Annotated in this window: 2 protein-coding genes (1 of these 2 only partly in view); both read left to right on the forward strand. The window is 63.2% G+C overall.

Features of this window, described 5'->3' with window-relative positions:
• Window positions 1-14,975, forward strand: partial view of a non-ribosomal peptide synthase/polyketide synthase gene (locus ACM6IN_RS10445; RefSeq protein ID WP_414915932.1) — the 3' portion only. Its footprint begins 2,878 nt before the window's first position; 14,975 of the gene's 17,853 nt are visible here — the last part of the coding sequence; its start codon lies beyond the left edge, outside the window; its stop codon occupies window positions 14,973-14,975.
• A 66-nt stretch (window positions 14,976-15,041) separates the two neighbouring features.
• Entirely contained in the window at window positions 15,042-16,190 is a 1,149-nt protein-coding gene (macA, locus tag ACM6IN_RS10450; RefSeq protein ID WP_007915987.1) for a macrolide transporter subunit MacA, read from the forward strand.
• The last annotated feature ends 2 nt before the right edge of the window (window positions 16,191-16,192 follow it).

Here is a 16,192-nt window from a genome sequence, read left to right on the forward strand (position 1 = left end):
GTGTGCGTATCGAACTCGGCGAAATCGAAACCCGCCTCAATCAGTTGCCCGGCATTCAGGAAGCCGTGCTGCTGGCCCGCGAAGATGAACCGGGCCAACCGCGCCTGGTGGCGTATTTCACCGAGCAGAGTCAGGTTGAACCGCTGGCGGTGGCCGAGTTGCGCGCGCACCTGTTGACCCAATTACCGGATTACATGGTGCCGGTGGCCTTCGTCAGACTCGACGCACTGCCGTTGACCGCCAATGGCAAGGTCGACCGCAAGGCCTTGCCGAAACCTGAGCGTGCGGCGCTGTTCACCCGCGAATACGAGGCGCCGCACAACGAACTGGAAAGCGCCTTGGCGCAGATCTGGGCGCAGGTGTTGCAGCTCGAGCGAGTAGGGCGTCAGGATCATTTCTTTGAACTCGGCGGCCATTCGCTGTTGGCCATGCGCATGGTGTCCCAGGTTCGCCAGCGCCTTGGCGTGGAGCTAGCACTGGGCGATCTGTTTGCCAATGCCGAGTTGGCCGCGGTTGCCGAGGCGGTGGCCCAAGCCGGGCGCAGCACGCAACCGGAGATTGTCGCGGTGGCCCGTGACGGCGCCTTGCCGCTGTCGTTCGCTCAGCAACGCTTGTGGTTTCTCGCACAAATGGAAGGCGCCAACACCGCGTACAACATCCCCATCGGCCTGCGCCTGCGTGGGCAATTGAATGAACAAGCGCTGCAACAGGCCTTGGCGCGCATCGTCGCCCGTCACGAAACCCTGCGCAGCCGTTTCACCCAGTTCAACGACGAGGCGCAAGTGCTGATCGCCCCGGTCGACAGCGGTCTGCTGCTGCGCGTCGAAGATTTGCGCCAGCATCCGCAAGCCGACGAAACCTTGCAGGCGCTGATTCAGGGCGAAGCGTCCGGGCCATTCGACTTGCAGGACGATGCGCTGATTCGCGGTCGGTTGGTGCGCCTCGCCGACGATCATCACGTGTTGTTGCTGACCCTGCACCACATCATCTCCGATGGCTGGTCGATGGGCGTTCTGACCCGCGAACTGATGGCGTTGTATCAGGCCTTCAGTCATGGCCAGCCGGATCCACTGCCACCGCTGGCGCTGCAATACACCGATTACGCGGTGTGGCAGCGGCGCTGGCTCAGTGGTGAGGTGCTGCAGCGCCAAAGTGAATACTGGCAACAGACTTTGGCCGGCGCTCCGGCGCTGTTGACGCTGCCGACTGACCGCGTGCGCCCGGCACAGCAGGATTACGCCGGCAGCACCGTCGACGTGGTGCTCGACGAACGCCTGAGTGCCGGGCTCAAGGCTTTGGCCCAGCGTCACGGCGTGACGATGTACATGCTCATGCTCAGTGCCTGGGCGAGTCTGTTGAGTCGTTTGTCCGGGCAAGCCGAAGTGGTCATCGGTTCGCCGGTCGCCAACCGTACCCGCGCCGAGATCGAAGGCTTGATCGGCATGTTCGTCAACACCCTGGCCTTGCGTATCGATACCTCGGGCGAGTTGAGCTGCGAAGCGCTGCTGGCGCGGGTCAAGGCGCGGACGCTGGACGCGCAGGCGCACCAGGACCTGCCGTTCGAACAAGTGGTGGAAATCACCAAACCGGCGCGGAGCATGGCGCACAGCCCGTTGTTCCAGGCGATGTTCAGTTGGGACAGCGGCCATGGCGCCAGCCTGAGTCTGGGCGAGCTGACGCTGGAAAGCGTCGCCGAGCCGAGCCACTTTGCCAAATTCGATCTGTCACTGACGCTGGCAGAGGCGCCGGGCGGGATTCGCGGTGTGCTGGAGTACGCCGTTGCCTTGTTCGATGAGTCGACTATTCAACGGTACGTCGGCTACTTCCAGCGCCTGTTGCAGGCGATGGTCAGCAACGATCAAGCGGTGCTTGAACACGTGGCGTTGTTGGCGGACGACGAGCGTCAGCACCTGCTGGTCGATCTGAACGCCACCGCCGTCGCCCACGATCTCGAACAGACCGTTCATGGCCGCTTCGAAGCGCAGGTGTTGCGCACGCCAGACGCTGACGCCGTGGTCGCCGGTGAGCTGCGTTTGAGTTACGCCGAGTTGAACCGCCGCGCCAACCAATTCGCCCATCACCTGCGCCAGTGCGGTGTCGATCGCGATTCGCGGGTGGCGATCTGCGTCGAGCGCGGGCCGCAGTTGTTGGTCGGTCTGCTGGCGATTCTCAAGGCCGGCGGCGCTTATGTACCGCTCGATCCCGGTTATCCCGCCGAACGTCTGGCCTACATGCTTGAGGACAGCGCGCCCGTCGCGGTGCTGGTGCATGCGCCGACGCGTGCGCTGATCGGCGAGTGGGCCGGCGTGTTGGTCGATTTCGACGAGTGCAACTGGCAAGACCTTGCGCAGAGCAATCCGCAGGTGCCGGACTTGAGCGCGGCGAATCTGGCCTATGTGATTTACACCTCCGGCTCCACCGGCACGCCGAAAGGCGTAATGGTCGAGCACCGTAACCTGGGCAATCTGCTGCACTGGAGCGCCGGGCTGTGCCCGCTTTCTAGCGGCGCCGCGCTGCTGCAGAAAACCCCGTTCAGTTTCGACGCCTCGGTGTGGGAGCTGTTCTGGCCGTTGAGCTGCGGCATGCGCCTGGTGCTCGTCGGCCCGGACGATCATCGTGATCCGGCGGCGCTGGTGCAGCTGATTCGTGAGCAACAGGTCAACGTCGTGCAGTTTGTGCCGGCACTGTTGCAGCAATTCCTTGAAGTGGCAGAGGTCGGCGAGTGCAGCAGCCTCAGCGATGTGTTCTGTGGTGGCGGTGAGCTGACCGCCGCGTTGGTGCGCAGCGTCCGCGAGCGTCTGCCGCAGGTGCGCCTGCACAACGTGTATGGCCCGACCGAAGCCACCGTCGACAGCACCGTGTGGACGCTGGAGGCGGATTCGCCGGTGCCGCAAGGTGCGCCGCCGATTGGCAAACCGCTGTGCAATACCCGTGTGTATATCCTCGACGCTCATCAGCAACCGGTGCCATTCGGCGTAGTCGGCGAGATGTATCTGGGAGGTGTGCAGGTGGCGCGGGGTTATCTGAATCGGCCTGAGCTGACAGCCGAACGCTTCCTCGACGATCCGTTCAATGATCAGCCAGGCGCGCGTTTGTACCGCACCGGCGACGTCGCGCGGTATCTCGCCGATGGCAATATCGAGTACCTGGGGCGCAACGACGATCAGGTCAAGATTCGTGGCCTGCGCATCGAACTGGGCGAGATCCAGGCGCATCTGGCGCACATCGACGGCGTGCGTGAAGCTGCCGTGCTCGCTCGCGAAGACGTGCCGGGCGATCAGCGCCTGGTGGCGTACTACAGCGGCGAACCGCTGGACATCGATCAACTGCGTAGCCAACTGCTCAAACACTTGCCGGATTACATGGTGCCTGCCGTGTTTGTGCATTTGCCGGCCTTGCCACTGAGTCCCAACGGCAAGCTGGATCGTCAGGCCTTGCCGGCCCCTGACCAGTCGGCGCTGCTGACCCGCGAGTACGAAGCCCCGGTCGGTGAAGTCGAAGCCGTCATTGCCGGTATCTGGGCCGAGTTGCTGAAAGTCGAGCGAGTAGGGCGCTTTGATCACTTCTTCGAACTGGGCGGCCATTCATTGCTGGCGGTCAATCTGGTTGCGCGCATGCGCCGGGCCGGGCTGTCGGCGGACATTCGCGTGCTGTTCGGCCAACCGACGCTGGCCGCACTGGCGGCGGCAGTAGGCGGGGAACCCGAAGCAGCGGTGCCGGCGAATCTTATTCCAGCCGATTGCCCGCGCATCACGCCCGAACTGCTGCCACTGGTGACGCTGGATCAAGCGACGATCGACCGCATCGTCGCGAGTGTCCCCGGCGGCGCGCGCAATGTTCAGGACATCTACCCGCTGGCACCTTTGCAGACCGGCATTCTGTTCCATCATCTTTCGGCTGCGCAGGGTGATCCGTATGTGCTGCAGGCGCAGTTTGCCTTCGCCGATGAACAGCGTTTGCAAGCCTTCACCGACGCACTGCAACAAGTGATCGAGCGCCATGACATTCTGCGCACCTCGCTGTTCTGGGAGGGGCTGGAAGAGCCGGTGCAAGTGGTCTGGCGTGAGGCTTCGCTGAGCTGTGAGGCCTTGCAGCTGGACGCCGAGGCGGGCGATGCGCTGAGCCAGTTGCACAGATGCTTCACCATCGATAACTACCGCATGCCCGTCACCGAGGCGCCGCTGATGCGCGTGGTGTACAGCCGTGATGCCGTCAATCAACGGGTGGTGGCGTTGCTGCTGTTCCATCATTTGGTCATGGATCACGTGGCGCTCGAGGTGTTGCAGCACGAGATGCAGGCGTTTCTGCTGGGCAACGCCGGGCAACTGAGCGAGCCAGTGCCGTATCGCAACTACGTGGCGCACACCCGCGCCGGGCTGAGCGCGCAAGAGCACGAAAGCTTCTTCCGCGAAATGCTCGGCGCGATCGATGAGCCGACCTTGCCCTATGGTCAGAATCTGGCCCATGACGGCCCCGCGCAGGAAGCGCAGTTGACGCTGGAAAACACACTCAGCCACAGCGTAAGGCAACAGGCGCGGCGCTTGGGTGTCAGCGCCGCCAGCCTGATGCACCTCGCCTGGGCGCAGGTGCTGGGGCAATTGTCCGGGCGCGACGCCGTGGTTTTTGGCACGGTTTTGCTTGGCAGATTGCAGGGCGGCGAAGGAGCGGAGCGGGCGCTGGGTGTGTTCATCAACACCTTGCCGCTGTGCATCGAGCTCAATGCGCACAGCGTTAAAGGGGCGGCGCTGGCGACCCATCAACGCTTGAGTCAGTTGCTTGCTCACGAGCACGCGCAACTGGCGCAGGTGCAGCAGTGCAGCGCGATGCCGGCGGGTACGCCGCTGTTCAGCACGCTGCTCAACTATCGTCACAGCGCCCCGGTCGGGCCGATATCCGCGGAGGTGCAAGCGGCGTGGCACGGGATGCAATTGCTCGATGCCGAGGAACACACCAACTATCGCCTGACCCTCAGCGTTGACGATCTTGGCGAAGATTTCGGCTTGAAGGTATTGGCCGGGGCGGGGATTGATGCACAGCGAATCTGCGGGTACATGCAGGGTGCATTGATGACTTTGCTGAACGCGCTGGAGCACACGCCGCACGCGGGGTTTGATCGGTTGTCGGTAGTCAGCGCCGAAGAACGTCATCAGTTACTGGTCGAGTTCAACGCCACACAACGCGAGTATCCGCAGGCGCTGACAGTGCACGCGTTGTTTGAGGGGCAAGTGGCGGCGCAACCGCAAGCGGTGGCCGCGGTGCACGGTGAGCAATCGTTGAGTTACTTTGAACTCAATGCGCAGGCCAACCGTCTGGCCCATCAGTTGATCGCGCAAGGCGTCCAGCCGGGCGACCACGTGGCTATATTGTTGCCACGTTCGCTGACGCTGCTGGTCGCACAACTGGCAATCGCCAAGTGCGCGGCGGCCTATGTGCCGCTGGACATCCATGCGCCGAGCGAGCGGCAGTCGTTCATGGTCGATGACTGCCAGGCTGTGGCACTGTTGACCTTGAGCGGTGAAGTCATCGACTACGCCGTCCGGCGCATCGATCTGGATACGTTGTCGCTGGATGAGCAATCAACGCAAAACCCGAACCTTTCGCAAACCTCGGAATCGCTGGCGTACATCATGTACACCTCCGGTTCCACGGGCACACCGAAAGGCGTGATGGTGCCGCACCGAGGCATCGGCCGGTTGGTGATCAACAACGGTTATGCCGATTTCAACCCGCAGGATCGGGTGGTGTTTGCCTCCAATCCAGCGTTCGACGCCAGCACCATGGACATCTGGGGGCCATTGCTCAATGGCGGTCGCGTCGTGGTCATCGACCATCAGACGCTGCTCGACCCGAACGCTTTCGGCCGTGAATTGAGTGCTCGCGGGGCGACGATCCTGTTCGTCACCACCGCGCTGTTCAACCAGTACGTGCAACTGATTCCGCAGGCGCTCAAAGGCTTGCGTATGCTGTTGTGTGGCGGCGAGCGGGGCGATCCAGCGGCGTTCCGACAGTTACTGGCCGAGGCGCCAGCGCTGCGTATCGTGCACTGCTACGGCCCGACCGAAACCACCACATACGCGACCACCTTTGAGGTGCGCGAAGTCTCGGAAAACGCCGAGAGCGTGCCGATTGGCGGGCCGATCGGCAACACGCAGGTTTACCTGTTGGATGCCCATCAACAACCGGTGCCGATGGGCGTGACCGGTGAGTTGTATATCGGCGGTGAGGGTGTGGCGCTGGGCTATCTGAACCGGCCGGATCTGACTGCCGAGAAATTCCTTCGCGATCCATTCAGCGATAAACCCGGCGCGCTTCTGTACCGTACGGGCGACCTCGCGCGTTGGCTGGCGCCGGGGCAACTCGATTGCATCGGACGGAACGACGATCAGGTGAAGATTCGCGGCTTCCGTATCGAGCTGGGCGAAATCGAAAACCACCTGCTCAGCTGTGCCGGGGTCAAGGAAGCGGTTGTGCTGGCTCGCCAGGACAGTCAACAAACCACGCGTCTGGTGGCGTATTACACCGCTCACGCTGAACAGCTGGACAGCGCCGAGCTACACAAGCAGTTGCAAGCACGACTGCCGGAATACATGGTGCCGTCAGCGTGGGTGCAACTGGATAGGTTGCCGCTGAACAACAATGGCAAGGTTGATCGCAAAGCCTTGCCCAAGCCTGACGACGCTACGTTACTCAGCCGCGAATACACAGCACCACAAGGTGAGCTGGAAACCGCACTGGCGCAGATCTGGGCCGAAGTGCTGCAAGTCGAGCAGGTCGGCCGTCACGATCATTTCTTCGAACTCGGCGGTCATTCGCTGTTGGCGATGCGCATGGTTTCGCTGATCCGTCAGCGCCTCGGCGTCGAACTGGCGCTGAGTGATCTGTTTGCCGATGCGCAATTGAGTGCGGTTGCTGAAGTATTGAGCCGCGCCGGGCGTAGCGCGCTAGCGGACATTGTGCCGGCACCGCGTGATCAACCGCTGCCGATGTCCTTCGCCCAGCAACGTCTGTGGTTCCTCGCGCAAATGGCCGGTGGCAACTCGGCGTACAACATTCCTCTCGGCCTGCGCCTGCGCGGTCACCTCGACGGCGACGCCCTGCAAGCGGCGCTGGCACGGATTGTCGCTCGTCACGAAACCCTGCGCAGCCGTTTCATCCGCCTCGACGACACTGCGCAGGTATCGATTGCCCCGGTCGACAGCGGTTTGCTTTTGCGCGTGGACGATCTGCGCCAAGCCTTGCAAGCCGAGCTCACCTTGCAGGGATTGATGGCGCAGGAAGCCTCGACCGCGTTTGATCTGCAGAATGATTCGCTGATTCGTGGGCGACTGGTGCGCTTGGCCGACGATCATCATGTGCTGTTGCTGACCGTGCACCACATCGTCGCCGATGGCTGGTCGATGGGCGTGCTGACGGCTGAGTTGATGGCGTTGTATCAAGCGTTCAGCCAGGGTCAGCCTGATCCGCTGCCAGCGCTGACGCTGCAATATGGCGACTACGCCGTGTGGCAGCGCCGCTGGCTCAGCGGGGAGGTGCTGCAGCGGCAAAGCGAGTACTGGCAGCAAACCCTCGACGGTGCGCCGGCCGTGTTGACGCTGCCCACCGATCGCCCGCGTCCGGCACAACAGGATTACACCGGCGGCAACGTCGACGTGCTGCTGGACCCGCGCCTGAGCGCGGGGCTCAAGGCCTTGAGCCAACGTCACGGCGTGACCCTGTTCATGACCATGATGAGCGCCTGGGCGCTGTTGATGAGTCGTCTGTCCGGGCAAACCGATGTGGTGATCGGTACGCCGGTGGCCAATCGCACTCGCACAGAAGTCGAAGGCCTGATTGGCATGTTCGTCAATACGCTGGCCTTGCGCATCGACACCTCGGGCGCGGTGGACGTCGAAGCGCTGCTGGCGCGGGTCAAGGCGCAGACACTGGCGGCGCAGGCGCATCAGGATCTGCCGTTCGAGCAAGTGGTGGAAATCGCCCGGCCGCTGCGCAGCCTGGCGCACAGCCCGCTGTTCCAGACCACGCTGAACTGGGACAGCAGCGTCGGCCCGCAACTGGCGTTGGCTGATCTGACGCTGGAGGGCGTGGCCGGGCCGGGCGATGTCGCCAAGTTTGACCTGACGCTGACACTGGGCGAGGTCAATGGAGCGATTCGCGGCACGCTGAACTACGCCACGGCGCTGTTCGATGCGCTGACGATCAAGCGTTATATCGGCTACTTCGAACGTCTGCTCGAAGCGATGATTGGCGGTGAGCAAACGGTACTGGAACAGGTACCGTTGCTGGCGGCGGATGAGCGCCAGCGTTTGCTGTACGACTTCAACGCCACGGTGCGTGACTACCCGCAAACACTGACCGTGCACGGGATTTTCCAGCAGCAGGCGGCTGCGCATCCCAAAGCGGTGGCGGCGGTGCATGGCGCGCATTCGCTGAGTTACTTTGAGCTGAATGCCCAAGCCAACCGCCTGGCCCATCATCTGATCGCCCACGGCGTGCAGCCGGGCGATCACGTGGCGATCCTGCTGCCACGTTCGCTGGAGTTGCTGGTCGCGCAACTGGCCATTGCCAAATGCGCGGCGGCCTACGTGCCGCTGGACATCAACGCACCCAGCGAGCGCCAGGCGTTCATGGTTGAGGATTGCCAGGCGGTGGCGCTGTTGACCCTCAGCAGCGAAGTCATCGACTACGCCGCGCCGCGTATCGATCTGGACATGCTGACCCTCAACGGCCAGCCGACGCATAACCCGAACCTGCTGCAGTCTTCCGAGGCGCTGGCGTACATCATGTACACCTCCGGCTCTACCGGCACGCCGAAAGGGGTGATGGTGCCGCACCGGGGCATCGGCCGCTTGGTGCTCAACAACGGTTATGCCGATTTCAATGCGCAGGATCGTGTGGTCTTCGCCTCGAACCCGGCGTTCGATGCGAGCACCATGGACATCTGGGGGCCGCTGCTCAATGGCGGTCGCGTGGTGATCATCGACCATCAAACGCTGCTCGATCCGAATGCCTTCGGCCGTGAACTGAGTGCCAGTGGCGCGACGATCCTGTTCGTCACCACCGCGCTGTTCAACCAATACGTGCAACTGATCCCGCAGGCGCTCAAGGGCCTGCGGATGCTGCTGTGTGGCGGTGAGCGTGGCGATCCGGCGGCGTTCCGGCGACTGCTGGCCGAGGCCCCGGCATTGCGCATCGTGCATTGCTACGGCCCGACCGAAACCACCACGTACGCCACGACATTCGAAGTGCGTGAAGTGGCGGAAAACGCCGAGAGCGTGCCGATTGGCGGACCGATTGGCAACACGCAGGTGTACGTGCTCGACGCGTATCAGCAACCGGTGCCGATGGGCGTGACCGGCGAGCTGTACATCGGCGGGCAGGGCGTGGCGCTGGGTTACCTGAACCGGCCGGATCTGACCGCCGAGAAATTCCTCCGCGATCCGTTCAGCGAGACGCCGGGCGCGTTGCTTTATCGCACCGGTGACCTCGCGCGCTGGCTGGCGCCGGGACAACTCGATTGCATCGGCCGCAACGATGATCAGGTGAAGATTCGTGGTTTCCGCATCGAGCTGGGAGAAATCGAGAGTCGCCTGCTGAACTGCGCGGGGATCAGGGAAGCCGTGGTGCTGGCGCGCCGCGACGGCCAGGACGCCACGCGTCTGGTGGCGTATTACACCGTGCACGATGAGCATTTGGACAGCGCTGAACTGCACGCTCAGTTGCACGCACGCCTGCCGGAATACATGGTGCCCACCGCGTGGGTGCAACTCGATGTGTTACCACTGAATAACAACGGCAAGGTTGACCGCAAGGCACTGCCGGCACCGACCCAAGAGGCGCTGCTCAGTCGGGTCTACGAGGCGCCGGCCAATCCACTGGAAATCAGCCTCGCACAGGTCTGGGCCGAGGTGTTGCAGGTCGAACAGGTCGGCCGTCACGACAACTTCTTCGAACTCGGCGGCCATTCATTGCTGGCCATGCGCATGCTCTCTCAGGTGCGCCAGCAATTGGGCGTGGAGCTGGCGCTGGCCGATCTGTTTGCCAATCCGGAACTGGCGGCGGTCGCCAACGTATTGAGTCAGGCCGAACGCAGCAGCTTGCCGCCGATTCTGCCGGCGCCGCGCGATCAGGCGCTGCCGCTGTCGTTCGCCCAGCAACGCTTGTGGTTCCTCGCGCAGATGGGCGGCGGTAATACCGCTTACAACATTCCCTTGGGCCTGCATTTGCGTGGACGACTCGACGCAGAGGCGCTGCACCGGGCATTGGTGCGGATCGTCGCGCGTCACGAAAGCCTGCGCAGTCGATTCGCGCAATTGAACGACGAAGCACAGGTGCTGATTGCCCCGGTCGACAGTGGCCTGTCGCTGATTGAGGAGGATTGGCGACAACAGCCGCAGACCGACGAGGCCTTGCGCGCGCTGATCGAAACTGAAGCACGCGGACCGTTCAATTTGCAGGACGGTCCGTTGATTCGCGGACGGTTGCTGCGTCTGGCCGATGAGCACCATGTGCTGTTGTTGACGATGCACCACATCATCTCCGATGGCTGGTCGATGGGCGTGCTGACCCGTGAATTGATGGCGCTGTATCAGGCGTTCAGTCACGGCGAGGACGATCCGCTGCCGCCGCTGGCCTTGCAATACGCCGACTACGCGGTATGGCAACGGCGCTGGCTCAGCGGTGAGGTGCTGCAGCGTCAAGGCGATTACTGGCAGCAGACCTTGGCCGGCGCTCCGGCGTTGCTGAGCCTGCCAACCGACCGTCCACGTCCGGCGCAACAGGATCACCACGGCGGCAGTGTCGAGATCGTGCTGGACGAGCAGACCAGCGCCGGCCTGAGGGCGTTGTGTCAGCGTCATGCCGTGACACCGTACATGGTGCTAATGAGCGCCTGGGCAATGTTGCTCGCGCGCCTGTCCGGGCAGTCCGATGTGGTCATTGGCTCGCCGGTAGCCAACCGTACCCGCGCCGAGATCGAAGGGCTGATCGGCATGTTCGTCAACACCTTGGCGCTGCGCATCGATACCTCGGGCGATCTGACCGGTGCGGCGCTGCTGGCGCGGGTCAAGGTGCAGACTCTGGCCGCGCAGGCGCATCAGGATCTGCCGTTCGAACACGTGGTGGAAATCACCCGACCGCTGCGCAGCCTTTCCCACACACCGTTGTTCCAGACCCTGGTGAGCTGGGACAGCAGCGTGGCGCCCGCCCTGGCACTGGACGGTCTCACGCTGGAAGGCGTGGCCGGGGAAAATCACTTTGTGAAGTTCGACCTGTCGCTGAGCCTCGGTGAGAACCCGCAAGGCATCCGTGGCGCGCTGCGCTACGCCACGGCGTTGTTCGATGAGTCGACCGTGCGGCGTTTTGTCGGTTACTTGCAGCGCTTGCTGGCGGCGTTGGTCAGTGATGATCAGGCGCTGTTGGCGCAGGTCAACCTGCTTGCGGCGGAAGAGCAGCAGCGCTTGCTCGGCGATTTCAACGCAACGGCGGTTGATTGCCCGGTCGAGCAACCGATCCAGAGCCTGTTTGAAGCACAGGTGCAGCGTCAGCCGGACGCCATCGCCGTGCAGGCTGGCGAACACAGCCTGACCTATCGCGAGCTGAATGCCCGCGCCAACCGCCTCGCACATCATTTGCGCGAGCAGGGCGTGGGGCCGGATGCGCGAGTGGCGCTGTGCGTCGAGCGCGGGCTTGATCTGATGGTGGGGTTGCTCGGCATTCTCAAGGCCGGTGGTGCTTATGTGCCGTTGGATCCGGCTTATCCGGCGGAGCGCCTGGACTTTATGCTCAGGGACTGCGCGCCGGTGGCGGTGCTGGTGCAGACGGCCACCCGTGTGCTGTTTGCCGGGACCGACGTGGCCGTGATCGACTTTGACCAATGCAGCTGGCACGAACAATCGGCAAGCAATCCGCAAGTGCCCGGTCTGAACGCCTCGAATCTGGCGTACATGATCTACACCTCAGGTTCGACCGGCACACCGAAAGGCGTAATGCTCGAGCATCGCGGCCTGTGCAATCTGGTGCATTGGGGCTCGCAGATTTGCCCGCCGAGCACGGACGGCGCGCTGTTGCAAAAAGCGCCGTTCAGTTTCGATGGTTCGGTGTGGGAGTTCTTCTGGCCGCTGACCGCCGGTGTGCGTCTGGTGCTGGCACGGCCGGGCGGCCATCGGGAACCGGCGTATCTGGCGCAAGTGATTCGTCAGCAACGTGTGACGGTGGTCAAGTTTGTGCCGGCGCTGTTGCAGCAGTTTGTTGAACTGCAGGATGTCAGTGAATGCACCAGCCTCACCGATGTGTTCTGCGGTGGCGGCGAACTCACCGCGGCGCTGGCCGCTGCTGTGCGCCAGCACCTGCCGTGGGTGCGCCTGCATAACGTGTATGGCCCGACCGAAGCCACGGTTGACAGCACGGCGTGGACCCTGGAACCGCACATGCCGGTGCCAACGTCTGAATTGCCGATCGGCAAAGCCATCTGCAACACGCGTCTGTATGTACTCGATGCCCATGACCAACCGGTGCCGCTCGGCGTCATTGGCCAGTTGCACATCGGCGGCATCGGCGTGGCGCGCGGTTACATGGGGCTGCCGCAGATGCAGGCCGAGCGCTTTATCGACAGTCCGTTTGTGGCCGGTGATCGCCTGTACCGCACCGGCGATCTGGTGCGATACCGCGCTGACGGCAACCTCGAATTCCTCGGGCGCGACGACTTCCAGGTCAAGCTGCATGGCTTGCGTCTGGAACTCGGTGAAATCGAAGCGCGGTTGATCCAGCACCCGGATGTGCGCGAGGTGGTCGTGCTGATGCGCGACGAGCGTCTGGTCGCGTATTTCACGGTGCGCGAGGGCAGTGCAGCGCCCACGATCGACACGCTGCGCGCGTTCATCCTCGAACAATTACCCGAGTACATGGTGCCGGGCGCCTTTGTTGCGCTCGACGTTTTACCGTTGAGTCCCAACGGCAAGATCGACCGTCAGGCGCTGCCGGCACCGGGCATCGACGCGGTGCTCAGCCGCCACTACGAAGCGCCGCAAGGCGAGGTCGAAAGCTTGCTCGCGCAGGTCTGGGGTGAAGTGCTGAATGTCGAGCGGGTCGGACGTCACGACAACTTCTTTGAGTTGGGCGGGCATTCGCTGTTGGCGATTCGTCTGGTCAACCTGCTGCAACGTGCGGGGCAGCAGGTGACGCTGGCGCAGTTGTTCCAGCGGCCGAGTGTCGAGTCGCTGGCGGCGCTGCTCAGTCAGCACCATGCCGTGCCCGCACAGCCGGAAGGACTGGTCGTGGTGCGACCGGGCGAAGGCGGCAATGCGCTGTTCCTGATCCATGAATTCAGCGGTCGGGACGTGTATTTCCCGGCATTGGGCCTGCATATCGAGGGGCAGTTTCCGATTTACGGTTTGCCCGGTGTGCCGCTGGGGCAGCCGCAACTGCGGACCCTTGAATGCATGGCCGCGCGGATGGTCGGGATCATCCGCTCGGTGCAGCCGCATGGGCCGTATCGTCTGGCCGGGTGGTCGTTTGGTGGCTTGCTGGCGTATGAAATCGCGCAGCAATTGCTCGGTCTCGATGAGGCGGTAGCGTTTGTCGGCCTGCTCGATACCTACGCGCCACATCCTGCGAGTCAGGATAAAACCCGCTGGAGCGGCGCGCATCGCGACAAGCGTCAATTGCTTGAACACTGTCGCGCGCGTTCGCAGATGCGGGGGGCAGAAGGGCTGCCAGCGATGGCTGAGGTCGAGCGGCTGGAGGCTGAAGTCGAGCTCATCGCCTTCGATGAACTGTTCCAGCGCTGCTGCGAACAGCAATTGCCTGACCCGGAACTGGCCGCACTGAGCGCAGCGGATGCCTGGAGTTACTTTGATCGTGAGGCCGCTCATGGCCTGGCGCTGGCGCATTACCGGGTCAGCCCGGCCAGCCAGCCGGTGCACTTGTTCCGCGCTCAGGCACTGATGCCAGGGCAGGCACAGCCGAGTCCGAGCCGTGGCTGGGAGAACAAGGTCGGTGCAGGTTTGCTGCGCTGCATCGATGTGCCGGGGGATCACCGCAGCATGATGAAAAACCCGGATATCCAGGCACTCGGCCAGGCCCTGACTCAGGCTATGGCCGCTGCGCAGGCCCCGCAACCACAGGTTTATCAACCCGTGTTGACGATCCAGAGCGGGCACGCCGGGCATGCGCCGATCTTTTGCGTGCCGGGGGCGGGCGACAGTGTCACCGGGTTCATTCACCTGACCGAAGCGCTCGGTCCGGAATGGCCGATTTTCGGTCTGCAGCCGCGCGGGCTTGATGGCAGCGGCGTACCGCACAGCCAGGTGGAAGCGGCGGCGAGGTGTTATCTGCAAGCCGTCGAGCAGTTGTATCCGCAAGGTGCGGTGCACTTGATCGGCCATTCGTTCGGCGGTTGGGTCGCGCATGCCATGGCCGCGCAGTTGCAGGCGACCGGGCGTGAGGTAGCGTCGTTGACCCTGATCGACAGCGAAGCCCCCGGTGGCAATCGCACGGCGGGCAAACCGTATACGACGACCGCCGCGCTGGAACGCTTGATCGAGACGCTGCAACTGTCCAGCGGCAAGTCGTTGGGCATCGATCCGCTGGCGTTCGCCGAGGCTGACGACACCACGCAAATGCGCCTGTTGCATGAGGGCATGGTGCGCGCCGGTGTGTTGTCTGCGCGTTCGTCAGCGCAGGCCATGCACGGCCCGGTGCGCACCTTCGCCACAGCCTTGCGCACGGTCTATCAACCGCAACTGGCCTACAGCGGGGCGGTGCGGCTGGCGCTGGTCGATGACCCGACGCTGGATGCGTGGGGCAATCAGCGCGAGCAAGCGGCGATGGTCGAAGGCTGGCAGCGTCAGGTGACGGATCTGGCGGTGTGGTACGGGCCGGGCAACCACTTCACGATTCTCAAGGCGCCCAACGTCTTCAGTCTCGCGGCGTGGTGGCATGACGGCCTGAAAGTGCCGGCCGGCCAAGTGGTTTCCTGATTGTTGTTTATCTACCAGAGCCCGGCCGCTGGCCGGGCTCACCCCTGAACGGACTTGTGGTCATTTATGGAAAAGTCGAAGTTGCGCAAAGTCGGTATGGGTCTGGCGTTGGTTGCGGTGGCGGGATTGGCGTTCTACGCGGTGCAGGCGCCGGCCGAGGCGCCGCAATACCTGACCGCGCCTGTGGAGCGCGGTGATATTGAAAACGCGGTGCTGGCCACCGGGTTGCTCGAAGGCATCAAACAAGTGGACGTCGGTGCGCAGGTGTCCGGGCAATTGAAGTCGCTCAAGGTCAAGGTTGGCGACAAGGTAAAGAAGGGGCAGTGGCTGGCGGAAATCGATCCGCTGGTGCTGCAGAACACCCTGCGTCAGGCTCAGGTCGATGAGGAAAACCTGCAAGCGCAAAAGCGCGCCACGCAGGCTCAACTGAGGCAGACCAAAGCGATTTACGAGCGCTACAAGAACCTGCAGGACGACGCGTCGATCTCGCGCCAGGATTTCGAAAATGCCGAGTCGAACTATCAGGTACAACAGGCCAACCTGATGTCGCTGGACGCGCAGATCAAAAGCGCGCACATCCAGATCGACACGGCCAAGGTCAATCTGGCGTATACGCGGATTGTCGCGCCGATCGATGGCGATGTGGTCGGGGTGGTGACGCAGGAAGGCCAGACGGTGATCGCCAGCCAACTGGCGCCGGTCCTGCTGAAACTGGCTGATCTGGACACCATGACGGTCAAGGCGCAGGTGTCCGAAGCCGATGTGATTCACATTGCCCCGGGGCAGGAGGTGTATTTCACCATTCTCGGTGAGGACAAACGCTACTACGCGAAACTGCGCGGCACCGACCCGGCGCCACAGAACTTTCTTGAAACACCGCCCGCCGGCACGCCAAAGCAAAGCAGCGCGGTGTTCTACAACGCCTTGTTCGAGGTGCCCAATCCCGACCATCGTTTGCGCATATCGATGACCGCGCAGGTGCGCATTATCCTCGACACCGCCAAGGCTGTGCTGACCGTGCCGGTGGCGGCGCTCGGGCCGCGCAACGCCGATGGCAGTTTTCCGGTACGGGTGCTCGACGCCAAGGGCCACGCGCAATCGCGCAATGTGCAAACCGGGATCAACAACAACGTCAAAGTGCAGATCAATGCCGGGCTGGCGGAAGGCGATCGCGTAGTCATCGGTGATCCGCTGACGAATGTGGCGGGGGCCTGAGC

Origin of the sequence: Pseudomonas sp. IT-P395 (assembly GCF_949767675.1) — a bacterium.
Taxonomy (GTDB): Bacteria; Pseudomonadota; Gammaproteobacteria; order Pseudomonadales; family Pseudomonadaceae; genus Aquipseudomonas.